Below are 14,542 nucleotides of genomic sequence, written 5' to 3' on the forward strand. Positions count from 1 at the left end.
CGCGCCTGCGGCGCATGCGCTTCGACCGCTGAGACGCGAGACGGGCCGCGAACGTCGCTCGTAAGACTCGCTCCCGAGTGGTCGGGAGATCCTCGCAGCCTTACGTTTTACGACATATTCAGCGTCAGTATTTGATCAGAGGTTGCCGCGTGCCTCTTGTTCGCGCTCGATCGCCTCGAACAGCGCCTTGAAGTTGCCCTTGCCGAAACCGAGCGACCCGTGCCGTTCGATGAGCTCGAAGAAGACGGTGGGGCGGTCGCCGATCGGCCTGGTGAAGATCTGCAGCAGGTAGCCGTCCTCGTCGCGATCCACCAGGATGGCGCGGCTCTTCAGTTCCTCCACCGGAACCCGGACCTTGCCGATGCGGGCGCGCAGTTCCGGATCCTCGTAGTAGGCGTCCGGTGTTTCGAGGAATTCGACGCCCTCCCGCCGCAGCGCGTCGACGCTGGCGAGGATGTCGTTGGTGGCCAGCGCGATGTGCTGGACGCCGGCGCCGCGGTAGAACTCGAGGTACTCGTCGATCTGCGATTTCTTCTTGCCGATGGCCGGCTCGTTGAGCGGGAACTTCACCCGGTGGTTGCCGTTCGCTACGACCTTGCTCATCAGCGCCGAGTATTCGGTGGCGATATCGTCGCCGACGAATTCGGCCATATTGGTGAAGCCCATGACGCGCCGGTAGAACTCCACCCACTCGTCCATCTTGCCCAGCTCGACATTGCCGACGACGTGGTCGATCGCCTGGAACATCCGCTTGGGCCGTCCGGCGCGCGGCTCATAGCTGGACTTCCTGGTGATATAGCCGGGCAGATAGGGCCCGTCGTAGCGGGAGCGGTCGACCAGCGTGTGCCGGGTCTCGCCGTAGGCGGCCAGCGCGGCCGAGCGGACGGTGCCGAACTCGTCGGATTCGTCGTGCGGTTCGACCAGCACGGTTGCCCCGTGTTCGCGTGCCCATTTCACGCAGCGGTCCACATCGGGAACCTCCAGCGCGATATCGACGATGCCGTCGCCGTGCCGGTCGTGGTGGCCGACCAGCGGGCTCTCCGGATCCACCGCCCCCTTGACAACGAAACGCGCTGCGCCGCTGCTCAATACGAACGACTTGTGATCACGGTTGCCGGTCTCCGGGCCGGAGTAGGCCTCCAGCCGCATGCCGAAGGCGGATTCCAGGAAGTGAGCGGTCTGTGTCGCGTTGCCGACCACCCAGACCAGCGCGTCCCAACCGATGACCGGGAACGGGTCGACGCTGTCGTCGTGGTCGACCAGCCCGACAAGTTTGCGCAGCTCACCTTGGGTGGGCAGTTGCTCGATCGTCATGCACCAAGGTAATCGCCGCGCATCGACGATAGGCAACAGCGAGATTTTTCGATAGACAGTGTGGCGAATTGGACTAGCTGAAGGCCCCGAATGCTGGACAATTTGAATAGATATGCGCTGTACCACACCAGGAGGGCCCCCGATGTCGCGCACCCCGGCGAAACTCGACGAACTCGATCTCGCAATCCTCACCGCAATGCACGAGTACCAGAAGGCGGGGATTCTCGAGCTGTCGCGCCGAACCCGGGTCGCCAGAGCCACCGTACAGTCCCGCATCGGCCGGATGGAGGAATCGGGGGTGATCGCCTCCTATGATCCGCAAATCGACGTCACCGCAGCCGGTTTCGATGTGCAGGCCTTCGTGACGCTGGAGATCGCACAGGGCGCGCTGGATGCGGTCGCCGCGGAGCTGGAAGCGATTCCCGGTGTGCTGGAAGCGTATGCGACCACCGGATCCGGAGATGTGTTGTGCCGCATCGGCGCCGACTCACACGCCGGTCTGCAATCCGTGCTGCTGAGCATCGATCGGACCACTTCGGTGGTGCGCTCGCACAGCGTGATCGTGCTGTCGACGGTGGTGTCGCGACGGACGTTGCCGCTACTGCGCACGCTGACACCAGCGGGCACCAGCAAAGCTCCCGCATACCGCGAGGTCCGCGAGGGCTGAGTATTACGGCCGCAGATCCGCGTTCACCTCCAGGATTTCGACACCGGGCTTCCGGTCCGATTCCAGGAAGGCAAGCAGCGCATGGGCTTCCGCTTCGACCTCGGCGCGCTCGACCCGGGTCCACTTGCGGGATGGGACGATTCGCAGCCGGGCGACTCCGTTCTTCGGGAAGATCTTGTAGAAGCCGCCGAGGTAACCGTCGACCAGAATCGGGGAGACCATATTGGCGAAGGCACGCAGCGTGGGCGCCCCGCCGTCGGGCACGATCCTGGATCGGTCCTGATGCGACAGGATCGCATTGTCGTACCAGCCGAGCAGGCGGACCGGGGCGGGTAGTTCGGGATCGGCCAGTTCGCCGTCGGCGACGTCGTAGAGGGTGCGGCCGCGTTCATCGGTGTAGGTGCGCAGGCGGTCGCCGAGTTCGGTCACCGCACCCTTCATCCCGGGCAGCTTCGACCAGGTCTGCATATCCATCGTGCTGGCCGGGCCGAATGCGCGCAGATACCGAACGATCAACTCCCGCAACGGATACGACGGGTCGAGAGGTGCGCCCAGCCACGGTTCGACGCGCGACCACACCGGCCTGCTGTTGTCCTTCCAGCGACCGCGCGGCGGCGTCTGCAGCACCGGCAGTTGATACAGCCACGTCTGCACCACCGCCCCCGCATCGCGATCCGGATAGCGGGCCGCGGCGTGGGTGCGCAGATCGGCGGCCGACATCGGCGCGTCACCCAGCACCGCCTCACCGTGCGCGCGGACCTCGACGGGATCCAGCCCAACCATCGCGCCGTGGTTGAAACCCTTGCGGAACGGGATCTTTTCCAGCTCCGGCTGCAGATGCGGTGCGATCCGCAGCGCATCCGGCGGGGTGACCAGATGAATCGTGCCGCGCATCAAGGTGATTCGCACCAACGATCGGTCTTCCAGGCCCGTCGAGACCGTCGCCGGATCGAAATCGGCTATCCGGCTCCACAGCGCGACGAACGGCGGCGGCACATCCTGGGCCTGCAGACCGACCAGATGATCACACATCTCGGGCACGGTCAGCGCGGAACGCCGCAGCAGATGCTGGCGGGCCAGCAAGGTGCGGTTCAGGATTCGATTGGACAGCGCCATATTTCGGTCGATCAGCGCAGCGTGACCACGACTTTGCCGGTGGCCGTGCGGTTTTCCAGCGAGGCGACCGCTGCGGCGGCCTGCTCCAGCGGATACAGCACCGGCTGCGGCGGTGCGATCTTGCCGGACGCCAGCAGCGGCTCGACCTCGGCCCACTGCTCGGCGAGATAGCCGGGATGGGTCATCACCCACTCGCCCCACGCCGCACCGACCACCTCGACGTTCTTCAACAGCAGCCGGTTCACCTTCACCGTCGGAATCTCGCCCGCGGTGAATCCGACCACCAGCAGGCGGCCCGCCGAGGCCAGCGACCGGATGCTGTCGGTGAACCGGTCACCGCCCACCGGATCCAGCACGATATCGACGCCGCGCCCACCGGTCAGCTCCCGCACCGCCGCGAGCCAACCGTCGGCCAACACCACATCGGTCGCGCCGTTGGCCCGCGCGACCGCCGCCTTCTCCTCGGTGCTCACCACCGCGATCACCCGGCCCGCGCCGAGCGCACCCGCCATCCGCAACGTCGACGTGCCGATCCCACCCGCGGCGCCGTGCACCAGGACCGTCTCCCCATCGGCAAGCCTGCCCCGATTACGCAGGCAGAAATGCACGGTCAGATCGTTGAACAGCACACCGGCGCCCGCCTCCAGCGAAACATTGTCCGGCAGCCGGAAAACCATCTGGGCGGGCGCCACCGCCACCTCCGCCATCGCATTGCCGAGCATCGTCAACGCCAGCACCCGATCGCCCGCGCGGACATGTGCGTCGGCGGGCGCCTCCCGGACAATCCCGGCAATCTCACCGCCGACCACGAACGGCAGCTGCGGCTTCATCTGATACAGCCCGCGCGTCATCAGGACATCCGGAAACGCGACACCGGCCGCATGCACATCGATCACCACGCCACCCGGATAGGACGTGGGCTCCGGAATCTCCACCACCTCGACCGACCCCGGTCCGTCCAGCTTGCTCACCTGGGCTGCGCGCATCCGCCGACCTCTTTCGTCCACATCGACAACACCGTTATCGCCGATCGCACTGCGCCCAACCTAATACGCACTGTCGGCGAAGGCCGTCCTCAGCCGCGAATGCGGCAGTACGCCTGCCAACCAACCCACGCGCCCTGTCCAGACGAACCGATTTTGGCTATGCTGACCCGGACTTATGGTGGGCGGGAAGGGGGATTTCCGTGGTAGAGCAGACACCACAGCCGGTAACGGGTGTGCAGGTCGAGCCGGACGCGTTGCGCAAATTCGCCGATATGTTGCGCGCGGAGGCCAAGACGATCACCGATCTCAACGCGGGCGCCGAATTCGGCAACGCGGTGAACGCGTTGCCCGGCACCGATTTCGGTGGCGCGGCCCAGCAGGCCAAGGACGCCGTCGAGAAATGTGTCGGCCGGATCGGCGATCGGTTCACCACCCTCGCCGAGAGCCTGCACACCGCCGCGGGCGCCTACGAGCTCACCCAGGACGACTTCACCGCCAAACTGAAGACGATCGGACTGCAGTAATGGCACTCACCATCCCCGATGTCGAGAAGTGGAAGCCCGAAGACCTCACCGCCGCGGGCAAGCACGCCGGCGATATGTCCGCCAAACTCGACTCCGCCGAAAACGACGGCATCAAGAACGCCGGCGAGCTCAAGTGGAACGGCGCCGCGGGCGCCGCGGCGAACACCCGCATGACCGCCGAGCAAGCGCGAGCGTCGAAGGTCAGCCAGGCACTACAGGCCTTGCAGAAGGCGTTCAACGACCACGCCGACAATCTGAAGAACGCCAAGGACAAGGTCATCCAACTACGCGACCAGGCCCAAAGCGATTCGAAGCACCCCGGCCTGGAGGTGAACGCCGACGGCACCGTCTCCGCCGCCAAGCGCATCGCCCAACTCGGCAACGCCAGCGATCGCGTCGTGCTGGAGGAAGAGCTCGCCGCCGCCCAGTGGGAATTCCAGATCACCAACGCCCTCCGCGACGCGGAAACCCTTGCCGGACAAGCAAAAACCGATGTAAGCCAAGCGGCTACGAGTCTGGACACGGCATTCAACGATTTGGGTGACCCGAAGGCCGAAGCACCCACCGCACCGAAAACCCAAACCCAGCCCGCGACAACGGTCCCGCAATCGACGGATTCCCCCACCACCTACGTACGCTCGAATTCGGGCTCGCCGAGCAGCAACAACGGATCCCAATCGCACTGGACCCCATCGGTCCCGCACATGGGCACACCGATGACCCAAACCCCCATCGGCCCGATGCCGTCCGGGGATGTGGCGGATTGGATCAAACAGGCCAAAGAAGAACTGATCAAGATGGGCTACAGCCCGGACGATATCGATGAGCGAGCGCTGGCACTCATTATCGAGAAAGAGTCCGGCGGTAATCCACAGATCGTAAATCAATGGGACAGTAACTGGGTTGCGGGGCATCCCTCCAAAGGACTTATGCAGACCATCGATAGCACCTTCAACGCCTATAAAGCGCCTGGTCACGACGATATCTATAATCCAGTCGACAACATCATCGCCGGAACTCGGTATGCCATCGCGACCTACGGTTCGCTGAAGAACGTTCCTGGTGTGAAAGCGGTCGACACGGGCGGCTCGTACGTCGGCTACTGAGACATCGTCATCCCTGGCTGTTCGCAAGCAAAGCGTATTGCGCGGCGGCGCGCTGCTGGGTCTCCCACAGCCGACCGCCGAGTTCCAGCGCGGCATAACGCCGATAAGCGACAAAGCAGCGGAACTGGGCCTCCTTGGCGGCCGCATAGTCCTGGAGACACGCAGCATTGGGGATACCGTCCGGAGGATCGACCGCTCTGCGATCCACCGCATCCCCGAGCTCCGCCGACTCCTTCACGAATTGCGCTGCGGCCGCATCGTCCCGGGCGCGAAAGACAAAGGCAGTGGGCGACATTGCCACCCGATCCACCCCGGCGCGCGACATGACCGGGAACCGACTCGACTGGTCCTGCACATAATTCAGATAACCCCGGAGCGTGTAGACGACCTCTCCCTGACCGTCGGGCGCGGGCACCACCCCGTTGTCCTGCAGCAATCGCGCGAGGACGCCGTCCGGATCCTGCCGTAGGGTGTCGAATTTTCCAGGCGGAGTCGCTACGTACCCGTCGAGTTCCGGAATTTCCGCGTCGAGGTACTTCTGGGTGACATCGACGAGGTGATTCACATCGGTGTTGCGCGAATCCGCGAGAATACTGATCACATAGGGACCGTGCGGCGTGGTGCTGCCCAATGTCGGCACCGTCGGACGCCAATGGGCATGCGCATCAGCATATTTCGGCAGCTTGACAGCCACGTTCTCCGGATTGAGCGAGGAATCGACCGCATCCAGTTCCGCCGCAGCCGAGTTCGCCGCCGCCGCATCCGGAAAGCGCAGGACGGTAACCGTGAGACCTTCACGTTTCCGCGTGCCGTACAGCGCCTTCTTCAATGGCACACGCTCATCGGCCGAACCGGTGGAGAACCCGATGAGGAAGCCGTACTTCTGTAATGTCGGAACAGTTTGGTCGGCCAAGAAGTCGGTCACCGTCTGCGCATCGGTGTGTATCTCCGCCGAGGCCCCGATCGAATAAACGGCGGCATCCACCTCATGTGGACTCAGCACAGCCCCTGCCAACCGCGCCGCCTCCAACCGGGCATAGCCGACACTGTCCAGACGTGACGCGAACTTCGGTGGCGTGGTGGGGAATCGACCGGTATCCAACGTTCGTACGTCGATCTCGGCCGGAACACCGGTGCCGGACAGTGTCGCACCGCATCCCGCCACGACGATGCCGGTCATGACGACGGCCAGGATCGGCGGGATTCGCCGTTTCCAGTTCATCCGCCCACCTGCGGAAGATTGACCATGATGTTGGCCAGGATTGTCTGCGCGGCTAAACACCGAAACTCCGGATGCTGCGACAGCGAAGCATTGTCGATGTTCACCGTGACGATCTCGGCGTCCACATTGTCGATGGCTCGATACTGCCCCTGCCGAATACAGGTTGTCGACTTGAACTCCGAGTCATCCATATTTATGACATTGCCCCCGCCGAGATCTATCTGAATCGGTTTATCTTGTGGCACCAGGATTTTCGCACGCTCGAAGACGACGGTGACGGTACCCGTCGCGACCCACTTACAGGAATGCAGCAGATCGGGAGTGCCGCGTACCTGATCGCCGATATTGAGTTTCACCACGATATTGTCGACGGAGGCACACGGGTCGAGGCGAGCGAGCGAGTTCCGAATATTCGGCAGCATCGGTGTTCGCTCGGATATTCGCCGTGTCAGCTCATCGGATGCATCGTCGGCGATGCCGCACAGTTTGTCGGACTGCCCACCCTTCACCCGGACCGTAATACCGAACTGCGGATCGGTCTTCGCGGGCAGCAGAGCGCGGCCACAGCCATCCGATCCGGCGGTCACGTCGTCGAGTATCGGCACGTCATCGAACCGACGGCCGTTATCCCGATAGCCCTCGATACGTTTGATGTCGATCACGAACTGATGGCCACCCGCCGCCGCGGCGCAATTGCCCCACTGGGCGGATTCGGGCTTCGCCGTCCACCCGCCCAGCGACGGCACCAGGGGCTCATTGATCAGTGCACATACGTCGATGGACCTGAGCTTTGTCATATTCAATCTGCCGAGCGGATTGCTCGCGCTCGGTGTGGGTTCATCCGCCCCGCCGAATCCGACGACTCCGGCGATAACGCCGCCGATCAAGATGAGTACTCCGATCAGAGCTCCCACCAACAGGCGCACTCGACGCCCCCGTTCGGATTCCGTCCGCGACTGCTCGACGAGTTCCTGGAGCCGCTGCTCGAAATCAACGGGAGGTGGTGCTACGACGGCCGATTCGCCGCCGATGACCTGGGTGGTCTCCGGATCGGACTGCAGCGCCGACAGCTCGGCGGCCTGCGCGCGGATGGCCTCGTGAACAGCGTCCGACCATGGGCGAGTGTGCGGTGGCAGCGGCCCGAGATAGTCCAGAATCTGAGCCGGCGTCGGACGGGCCTCCGGCTGCTTCGCCAGACAAGGTTCGACCAATTGGCGCACGTCCGGCGGCAGCTCACTCAGGTCGGGCTCGGTGTGCACGATGTTGTACAGCGTGTGCGGCATCGAATTCGCCGCGAACGGGCTCTTTCCGGTCGCAGCCAGCACCAGCACCGTACCGAGCGAGAAGATATCGCTGGCCATCGTCAACGGCAGCGATTGCGCTTGTTCCGGTGACATGTACGAGGGCGAGCCGATGACCGACCCGGTGTGGGTCAGCTCGGAGCGCTCTTCGGCGGCTCGGGCAATACCGAAATCGATCACCCGGGGGCCGTCCTCGGCGAGGATGACATTGCCCGGCTTGAGATCTCGATGGATCAAGCCGACGCCGTGGATGGCCGCCAGAGCCGAGCTCAAACCGACCGCCAGCGTGCGGATCTGCTCCACGGTCAGCGGGCCATAATCCGTTACCGCCCTGTCCAACGGCACACCGGGAACGAAAACTGAAGCCAACCAAGGGATTTCGGCATCGATGTCGAAATCGATCACCGCTGCGGTGTACGCACCGGAAACTTTGGCCGAGGTCCGCACCTCCCGCCGGAACCGAGGAAGAAAATCCTCTTCGGCCACCAGATGCGGATGAACCTGTTTGATCGCAACAAGACGACCGTCCGGACCGACACCGAGCAGTACCCGTCCCATACCACCGGAGCCGAGCACCCCGAGCAGCCGATAGCGTCCTATTCGGGACGGGTCGCCTGGTTCCAGCGGCGTCGGCATCACAGCTCCCGGAGCCGGGCGACGACCCCGGTCAGCACCGCTTCGGTCGACGCGCAGGCGGTTTGCCCGGCCTCGGCCGTCTTCGGCAGTACGGTCACCGTGATCATCTCCCCTCGATCCTCGATGGTCGGGCGTACCAAATAGTAGGTCGCACATGTTCCGTCGGCATCGATGCGGCGACGCGACTGGAAATCGCCCTGCTTTCCGCCGTTGACGATGACCGGCAGATATCCGGGATCCGAGTCGACACGTTTCGACTCGGCGGTGTGCACCGTGACGACGGCTGTGGTCCCGGTCCACATACAGGTGTGCGCGTCGACCGGTGACGGCGAAACGTTCGACCCCGATGCCGCGGCGATGATCGCCGGATCGACCGACGTGCACGGGTCCATTCGCACTACCGACTGTTTCGGCGGATTGGCACTCGGGAAGTTGGTAACCAACCTGGTGACAACAGCTTTCAGCGCGGAGATAACCAGCCCACACGAATCTCCGTCGACCTGGGTGATTTTCAGGTCGACGCCGTGCGGGGGCTGGTCGCCGAGCACGACCGCTCTGCCGCAGGAACGCTTTTCGCCTGTGGTGTCGACGACCGGTCGGCCCGCGATGCGGTCGGATGTCGGTCCGGCGGTGGCCGCGATCGGAGTTCCCACGGCGACGGTCAGCTTTGCCTGCATACCCACGCCGGTGACGAAATCCGTTGTGCACATGGCGGAGTCGGTCAGCCCGGGCTTGACCGGCTGACCCAGTTTGCCGATGACATCGGTGCTGAGGAGTTGGCATGAATCGATAAGACGCAGCTGATCGTCGGAGAGCTGGAGGGTGCGGCCCGCGAGCGGGTCGGCCGGAGCGGCGGCCCGTCCGCGGGTGAGGACCACGGCCGCGATACCCGCGCAGGCGAGCAGGACGACCGCTGCGGCGACAGCGACCCATCGCCGTGAGCGACGGGGCTTTTCGAGATCCGGCAGTTGCCCGTCGAGTTCATCCCAACGCTGCGCCTCCGCGCGCCCCTGCGCGATGGCGGCCCGCACCGAACCGGGCCACCCGGACCTCGCTGTTATCGCGTCGACGGCTTCCAGCAGTTGGGTCGGGGTCGGCCGGTGGGACGGGTTTTTGTCGAGGCATGCGTCGATGACGGGGCGGAGTGTGGGTGGGACCCGGCTGGTATCGGCCCGATTGTGCACGACGTTGTACAGGGTCTGCGGTGTCGAAGACCCGAGGAAGGGGCTTTGGCCGGTGGCGGCGAGGACGAGCATGGCGCCGACTGCGAAAACGTCGCTGGCGGGGGCTAGTTCGTGGCCGGAGGCCTGTTCGGGGGACATGTAGGCGGGGGAGCCGATGAGCGAACCGGTGGCGGTGAGCTGGAGATCGGCCTCCATGGCGCGGGCGATGCCGAAGTCGATGACGCGCGGGCCCTCGTCGGCGAGCAGGACGTTGCTCGGTTTCAGATCGCGGTGCACGATTCCGGCGCGATGGATCTCCAGTAGTGCGCCCGCCAGCCCGGCGGTGAGCAGGCGCAGGCCGCCGAGTGGCATCGGGCCGCCGGATTCGATGGCGTCGCGCAGTGCCGGGCCCGGTACGAAAACCGATGCGAGCCAGGGTGATTCAGCGTCCGGATCGGCGTCCATCACGGCCGCGGTGTACGCGCCGGTGACCCGCCGTGATGCCTGCACCTCGAGCCGGAATCGGTTGCGGAACTCCGGATTCCGGGCCAGATGCCGATGCACCGTCTTGACCGCGACGAGCCTGCCGTCCGGTGCGCGGCCGAGGAATACTCGGCCCATCGCGCCCTGTCCGATGACGGCGAGCAGCCGATGCCGCCCCACGATGCGTGGATCGCGTTCACCCAGCGGCTTCACCGTATCCCCTCCCTCGATACCTGCCGGGATATTACCGGCGTCACCGCGCGGGCCTGATGCGAAGGCGATTTCCGATATCCGGCTGCCGTCAGGCGAAGTTCAGCCCGCGCTCGGCGAGGGCGGCGCGCAGGGCGTCGACAGCGGTCGGGCCGATGCCGTGCAGGGCGGCCAGGTCGCGTTCGGTCCAGGTGGTGAGGTCTGCGAGACAGCGTATTCCGGCCGCATCGAGGGCGCGCCGCGCGGGTCTGCTGAGTTTTACCGGCAGATCGGATTCGGTCATGGTGTGATCTTGCCCGCCCGAGTGGCATAACGGTGGGTAGAGACGACTCGACGCGAGGGGTTGACGTCAGCCCCGTAAAGTCGTGTCACAAAGCACCGCACGAAGAACGCGGCACCACGTGCAGCGCGAGGAGCACAAGTGTCACTCGATCAGCCACTCGCCCCGCTTCCCGAGGAGGGCATGGGCTTTGCCTCGTCGTGGCCCATCCGCGCCGGTGACGTCGACCCCTATGATCGGCTGCGCTTCGACGGCATCGCCCGGTACCTGCAGGACATCGCGTGGGAGCAGCTGCATCAGACGTTCCTCCACAAGACGGATCCGAATTGGATCGTGCGGCGCACGGTGATCGACGTGGTGCGGCCGGTCCACTGGCCCGATCAGGTGCGTCTGCTGCGCTGGTGTTCGAGCATGTCGACCCGGTGGGCGAATATGCGCGTGCGGATCACCAGCGATAAGGGCGGTTTGATCGAGACCGAGGGTTTCTGGATCAATATCAACGGCTCGACCAATATGCCGACGCGGATCAGCGACGACGGCATGGCCTATCTGGCGCAGACCACCACCGAGCAGCGGCTGCGCTGGCGACCGTATCTGACCGACGCCACCCCGCCCGAATCGGACACCGATCTGCCATTTCCGGTGCGCGCCACCGATATCGATCAGTACAACCACGTCAACAACGCGTGCTACTGGCAGGCGGTGGAGCAGTTCCTCGTCGAATACCCGAAGTTGTTGGCGAGCCCGCATCGCGCGGTGATCGAGTACATCGCGCCGGTGTGGGCACGCCAGCATGTGACGGTGCGCAGCCGATTCGAGGCGGGCGATGTGAGCGGCCGGCCGGTGCTGCGGTTGTGGTTCGTCGTCGGTGACACCACGACCACCGTTGTGCGAATTATGCCGCTGCCCAATTGATTCGCGGCATGAACACCGGCCGTTGGATTTCCGGCCGGTGTCCGTGCGAACGCTCAGCCCCGCGCGGCCTTGAGCAAATCCTCGCGGGTGGTCAATTTCACCCGCGGCCGGCCCGCCGATTTGCCCGCGGATTTCTCGGCCAGATCGATGGCCCGCCAGCCGTCCCGGTCGACCAGGTCGGGCTGCCGCTGCCCGAGCAGGGTCCGCAAGGCCGCCCGATCCGCTTGCGGCACAGCGAGTTTGCCCGCGGTGAAATCGGCGATCAGGTGCTCGACGGTTTCCTCCGAATCGAGCCGGTTCGAGCCGATGACCCCGCGCGGCCCACGCTTGATCCACCCGGTCACATAAACGCCGGGCAGCGGCGTCCCGTCCGGCCCGACGACCCGGCCGTGCTCGTTGGGCACGGTGCCGCGCCGTTCGTCGAACGGCAGACCGGCCACCGGTTCACCGCGGTAACCGATGGACCGCAGCACCAGCGATGTGTCGATCCGCTCGGTGCGGTCGGTCGGCCGGGCGGCCAATTGCCCGTTCTCGGAGACCAATTCGTTGTGCGCGAATTCGATCGCGTCGACCTTGCCCGAGCCGAGCAGCGCCGTCGGCGATGCCAGGTAGCGGAAGACGATGCGCCGGTGTGCCGGATCGCGCGGTGCGGCGGCATACTCCTTCGCGAGCGTGTATTTGAGCCGAAGCGACGGCTCGATATCCGGATCGTCGAGCAGCCCTTGACTTTCCGGATCGAGATCGAGCTCGGCGTCATCGATCACCACGTCGACGCCCCGCAGATGCGCCAGCGCCATGAATTCCGGCGAGGAGTAGGCGGCCTGCAGCGGCCCGCGCCTGCCGAGCACGACGACCTCGCGAATATTGCTGGTGCGCAACGCGTCCAGTGCGTAGTCGGCGATATCGGTCCTGGCCAGCTCGGCCGGATCCATGGTGAGCACCCGCGCGACGTCCAGCGCGACATTGCCGTTGCCGACGATCACCGCCCGCTCGCCGGACAGATCGAATTGCCGGTCCGCGTAATCGGGGTGCCCGTTGTACCAGGCGACGAATTCGGTGGCCGAGTGGCTGCCGGGCAGTTCCTCACCGGGTACGCCGAGGTGCCGGTCGGTCGCCGCGCCGACCGCGTAGATCACCGCGTGGTGGTGCGCGAGCAGCTCTTCATGCGAAATATGCTTGCCCACTTCGACATTCAGGTAATACTGCAGTGTCTCGCGCCGGAACGCCGATTCGAACATGCCCGCCACCAGTTTGGTTTCCGCGTGGTCCGGCGCGACGCCCGCCCGCACCAGACCCCACGGCGTCGGCAGCCGGTCGAACAGCTCGACCTCCACATCGCTGCGCCGCAGCAGCTCGTCGGCCGCGTAACAGGCCGCCGGGCCCGCGCCGACGATGGCGACCCGCAGCGTGCCCAGTTCCTTCGGCGGGCGCGCGGGCGTGACGATCGGATCGAAATTCGATTCGAGCGGATGCCGCTGGAAGTACTCTGCGTTGACCTCGCGGTACCTGGCCAGCGACGCGGTCAGGTCGTCCTCGGCGTAGATCGCCTCGACCGGACAGGCATCGACGCAGGCCCCGCAGTCGATACAGGTGTCTGGGTCGATATAGAGCATCTCGGTGGTCGCGAACTCCGGCTGATCCGGAGTCGGCCGGATACAGTCGACCGGGCACTCGGGAACGCAGCTGGCATCGTTGCAACAGCGCTGCGTGATTACGTAGGCCATATTGTGCAGATCCTCGAAAAGGTACGTGGGCTGGGCGACCCGTGGGTCCCGCATCTGGGGCTGCGGGCGCGCCGGTTGTGACGCCGCTTTCAGTTTGCCTCGAGTGTGGTCCAGACCTCTGCGTTGGACGCTCTACGGTATCCCTATGGTGCGGACCTTGATCCTCATGCGGCACGGCAAATCGGCGTATCCGGACGGCGTCGCCGATCACGAGCGGCCGCTGGCGCCGCGCGGCGAACGCGAGGCCGGTCTGGCCGGGCAGTGGCTGCGGTCCACGCAGCCCGCGATCGACGCGGTCCGCTGCTCGACCGCGACGCGGACCAGGCAGACGCTTGCGGCGACGGGCATCGACGCGCCGGTGGTGTACGAGGCCGGGATCTACGAGGCCTCGCCGCGCACGCTGATCGAGCTGATCCAGCTCAGCGACGACGACGTGCATACCCTGCTGCTGATCGGACACGCACCGGGAATGCCGTGGACCGCTTGGGAATTGGCGAGCAACCGGGATTCCGCGCAGGCCACCGAGCTGAGCCGCAAGTTCCCCACCTCGGCGCTGGCGGTGCTGGAGTTCGACCGGCCGTGGGCCGATATCGATCCCGGCACCGGCGAGCTCGTGCGGTTCCACATCCCGCGCTGAGCCCGCGCTACTGCAGCAGTCTGCCGCCGACCACCGCGACGACGCCGAGCACCACGAGCAGCACGAAGGCGGCGAATCCGCCGAACAGCCACCACACGACGCCGAGCGCGACCAGGAACGGGGCCACCGCGATGGCGGTGATCACCGGGCTTTCCTTGACGGTTTCCAGGGCCGAATGCGCCCTGACGCGTTTGATTTCCTTACCAGGCATGGCACCCAGGGTAGGCCGGTTTCCCACCGCGCAGAATAGTTCTTGCT

The 14,542-nt window shown here is 65.3% G+C and carries 14 protein-coding genes; 5 read left to right on the forward strand and 9 right to left on the reverse strand.

All coding sequences use genetic code 11. The features are described 5' to 3' along the window. Nucleotides 1–135: 135 nt before the first annotated feature. Nucleotides 136–1,314, reverse strand: coding sequence for a 4-hydroxyphenylpyruvate dioxygenase (hppD, locus tag LGY53_RS42785; protein ID WP_225732400.1), 1,179 nt, complete (start codon nucleotides 1,312–1,314; stop codon nucleotides 136–138). A gap of 142 nt (nucleotides 1,315–1,456) precedes the next feature. Between hppD and LGY53_RS42790 the strand changes: the two genes are divergently transcribed. After that, a complete protein-coding gene (locus tag LGY53_RS42790) occupies nucleotides 1,457–1,981 on the forward strand; it encodes an Lrp/AsnC family transcriptional regulator (RefSeq protein ID WP_167478131.1) in 525 nt (174 codons plus the stop codon). Nucleotides 1,982–1,984: 3 nt separating this feature from the next. On the opposite strand, the gene LGY53_RS42795 is transcribed toward LGY53_RS42790, so the two are convergent. Further along, the gene (locus LGY53_RS42795) at nucleotides 1,985–3,097 is read right to left on the reverse strand and encodes a winged helix DNA-binding domain-containing protein (protein ID WP_225732401.1); all 1,113 of its coding nucleotides are present in this window, start codon (nucleotides 3,095–3,097) and stop codon (nucleotides 1,985–1,987) included. An 11-nt stretch (nucleotides 3,098–3,108) separates the two neighbouring features. After that, nucleotides 3,109–4,083, reverse strand: coding sequence for an NADPH:quinone oxidoreductase family protein (locus LGY53_RS42800; RefSeq protein WP_225732402.1), 975 nt, complete (start codon nucleotides 4,081–4,083; stop codon nucleotides 3,109–3,111). A gap of 200 nt (nucleotides 4,084–4,283) precedes the next feature. Between LGY53_RS42800 and LGY53_RS42805 the strand changes: the two genes are divergently transcribed. Then, nucleotides 4,284–4,607 carry a type VII secretion target gene (locus LGY53_RS42805; protein WP_225732403.1) on the forward strand — a complete coding sequence of 108 codons (324 nt, stop codon included), beginning with the start codon at nucleotides 4,284–4,286 and terminating at the stop codon, nucleotides 4,605–4,607. Continuing rightward, on the forward strand, nucleotides 4,607–5,713 hold the full coding sequence (locus tag LGY53_RS42810; protein WP_225732404.1) for a transglycosylase SLT domain-containing protein: 1,107 nt from the start codon (nucleotides 4,607–4,609) through the stop codon (nucleotides 5,711–5,713). Before LGY53_RS42805 ends, LGY53_RS42810 begins: the two co-directional genes overlap by 1 nt. Nucleotides 5,714–5,720: 7 nt before the next feature. Here the strand turns inward: LGY53_RS42810 and LGY53_RS42815 are convergent, their stop codons facing one another. From LGY53_RS42815 to LGY53_RS42830, 4 genes are all read right to left on the reverse strand, one after another. Then, nucleotides 5,721–6,893, reverse strand: a complete 1,173-nt coding sequence (locus LGY53_RS42815; RefSeq protein ID WP_225732405.1) for a hypothetical protein — start codon at nucleotides 6,891–6,893, stop codon at nucleotides 5,721–5,723. Nucleotides 6,894–6,931: 38 nt separating this feature from the next. Further along, a complete protein-coding gene (locus LGY53_RS42820) occupies nucleotides 6,932–8,872 on the reverse strand; it encodes a serine/threonine-protein kinase (RefSeq protein WP_225732406.1) in 1,941 nt (646 codons plus the stop codon). Further along, nucleotides 8,872–10,731, reverse strand: coding sequence for a serine/threonine-protein kinase (locus LGY53_RS42825; protein ID WP_225732407.1), 1,860 nt, complete (start codon nucleotides 10,729–10,731; stop codon nucleotides 8,872–8,874). Before LGY53_RS42825 ends, LGY53_RS42820 begins: the two co-directional genes overlap by 1 nt. An 88-nt stretch (nucleotides 10,732–10,819) precedes the next feature. Then, nucleotides 10,820–11,011, reverse strand: a complete 192-nt coding sequence (locus tag LGY53_RS42830) for a DNA-binding protein (protein ID WP_225732408.1) — start codon at nucleotides 11,009–11,011, stop codon at nucleotides 10,820–10,822. A 138-nt stretch (nucleotides 11,012–11,149) separates the two neighbouring features. Here LGY53_RS42830 and LGY53_RS42835 point away from each other — a divergent pair, with 138 nt between their 5' ends. Next, nucleotides 11,150–11,923, forward strand: a complete 774-nt coding sequence (locus LGY53_RS42835; RefSeq protein WP_225732409.1) for an acyl-[acyl-carrier-protein] thioesterase — start codon at nucleotides 11,150–11,152, stop codon at nucleotides 11,921–11,923. Between the two features lie 53 nt (nucleotides 11,924–11,976). On the opposite strand, the gene LGY53_RS42840 is transcribed toward LGY53_RS42835, so the two are convergent. Then, nucleotides 11,977–13,647: an FAD-dependent oxidoreductase gene (locus LGY53_RS42840; RefSeq protein WP_225732425.1), complete on the reverse strand. Its 1,671-nt coding sequence runs from the start codon at nucleotides 13,645–13,647 to the stop codon at nucleotides 11,977–11,979. A gap of 145 nt (nucleotides 13,648–13,792) precedes the next feature. Here LGY53_RS42840 and LGY53_RS42845 point away from each other — a divergent pair, with 145 nt between their 5' ends. Continuing rightward, entirely contained in the window at nucleotides 13,793–14,284 is a 492-nt protein-coding gene (locus LGY53_RS42845) for a histidine phosphatase family protein (RefSeq protein ID WP_225732410.1), read from the forward strand. 7 nt (nucleotides 14,285–14,291) lie between these two features. Here LGY53_RS42845 and LGY53_RS42850 read toward each other — a convergent pair whose 3' ends face one another. Next, nucleotides 14,292–14,495, reverse strand: coding sequence for a hypothetical protein (locus tag LGY53_RS42850; RefSeq protein WP_225732411.1), 204 nt, complete (start codon nucleotides 14,493–14,495; stop codon nucleotides 14,292–14,294). Between the last annotated feature and the right edge of the window lie 47 nt (nucleotides 14,496–14,542).

Source organism: Nocardia sp. JCM 34519.1 (genome assembly GCF_020361265.1).
GTDB lineage: Bacteria > Actinomycetota > Actinomycetes > Mycobacteriales > Mycobacteriaceae > Nocardia > Nocardia arthritidis_A.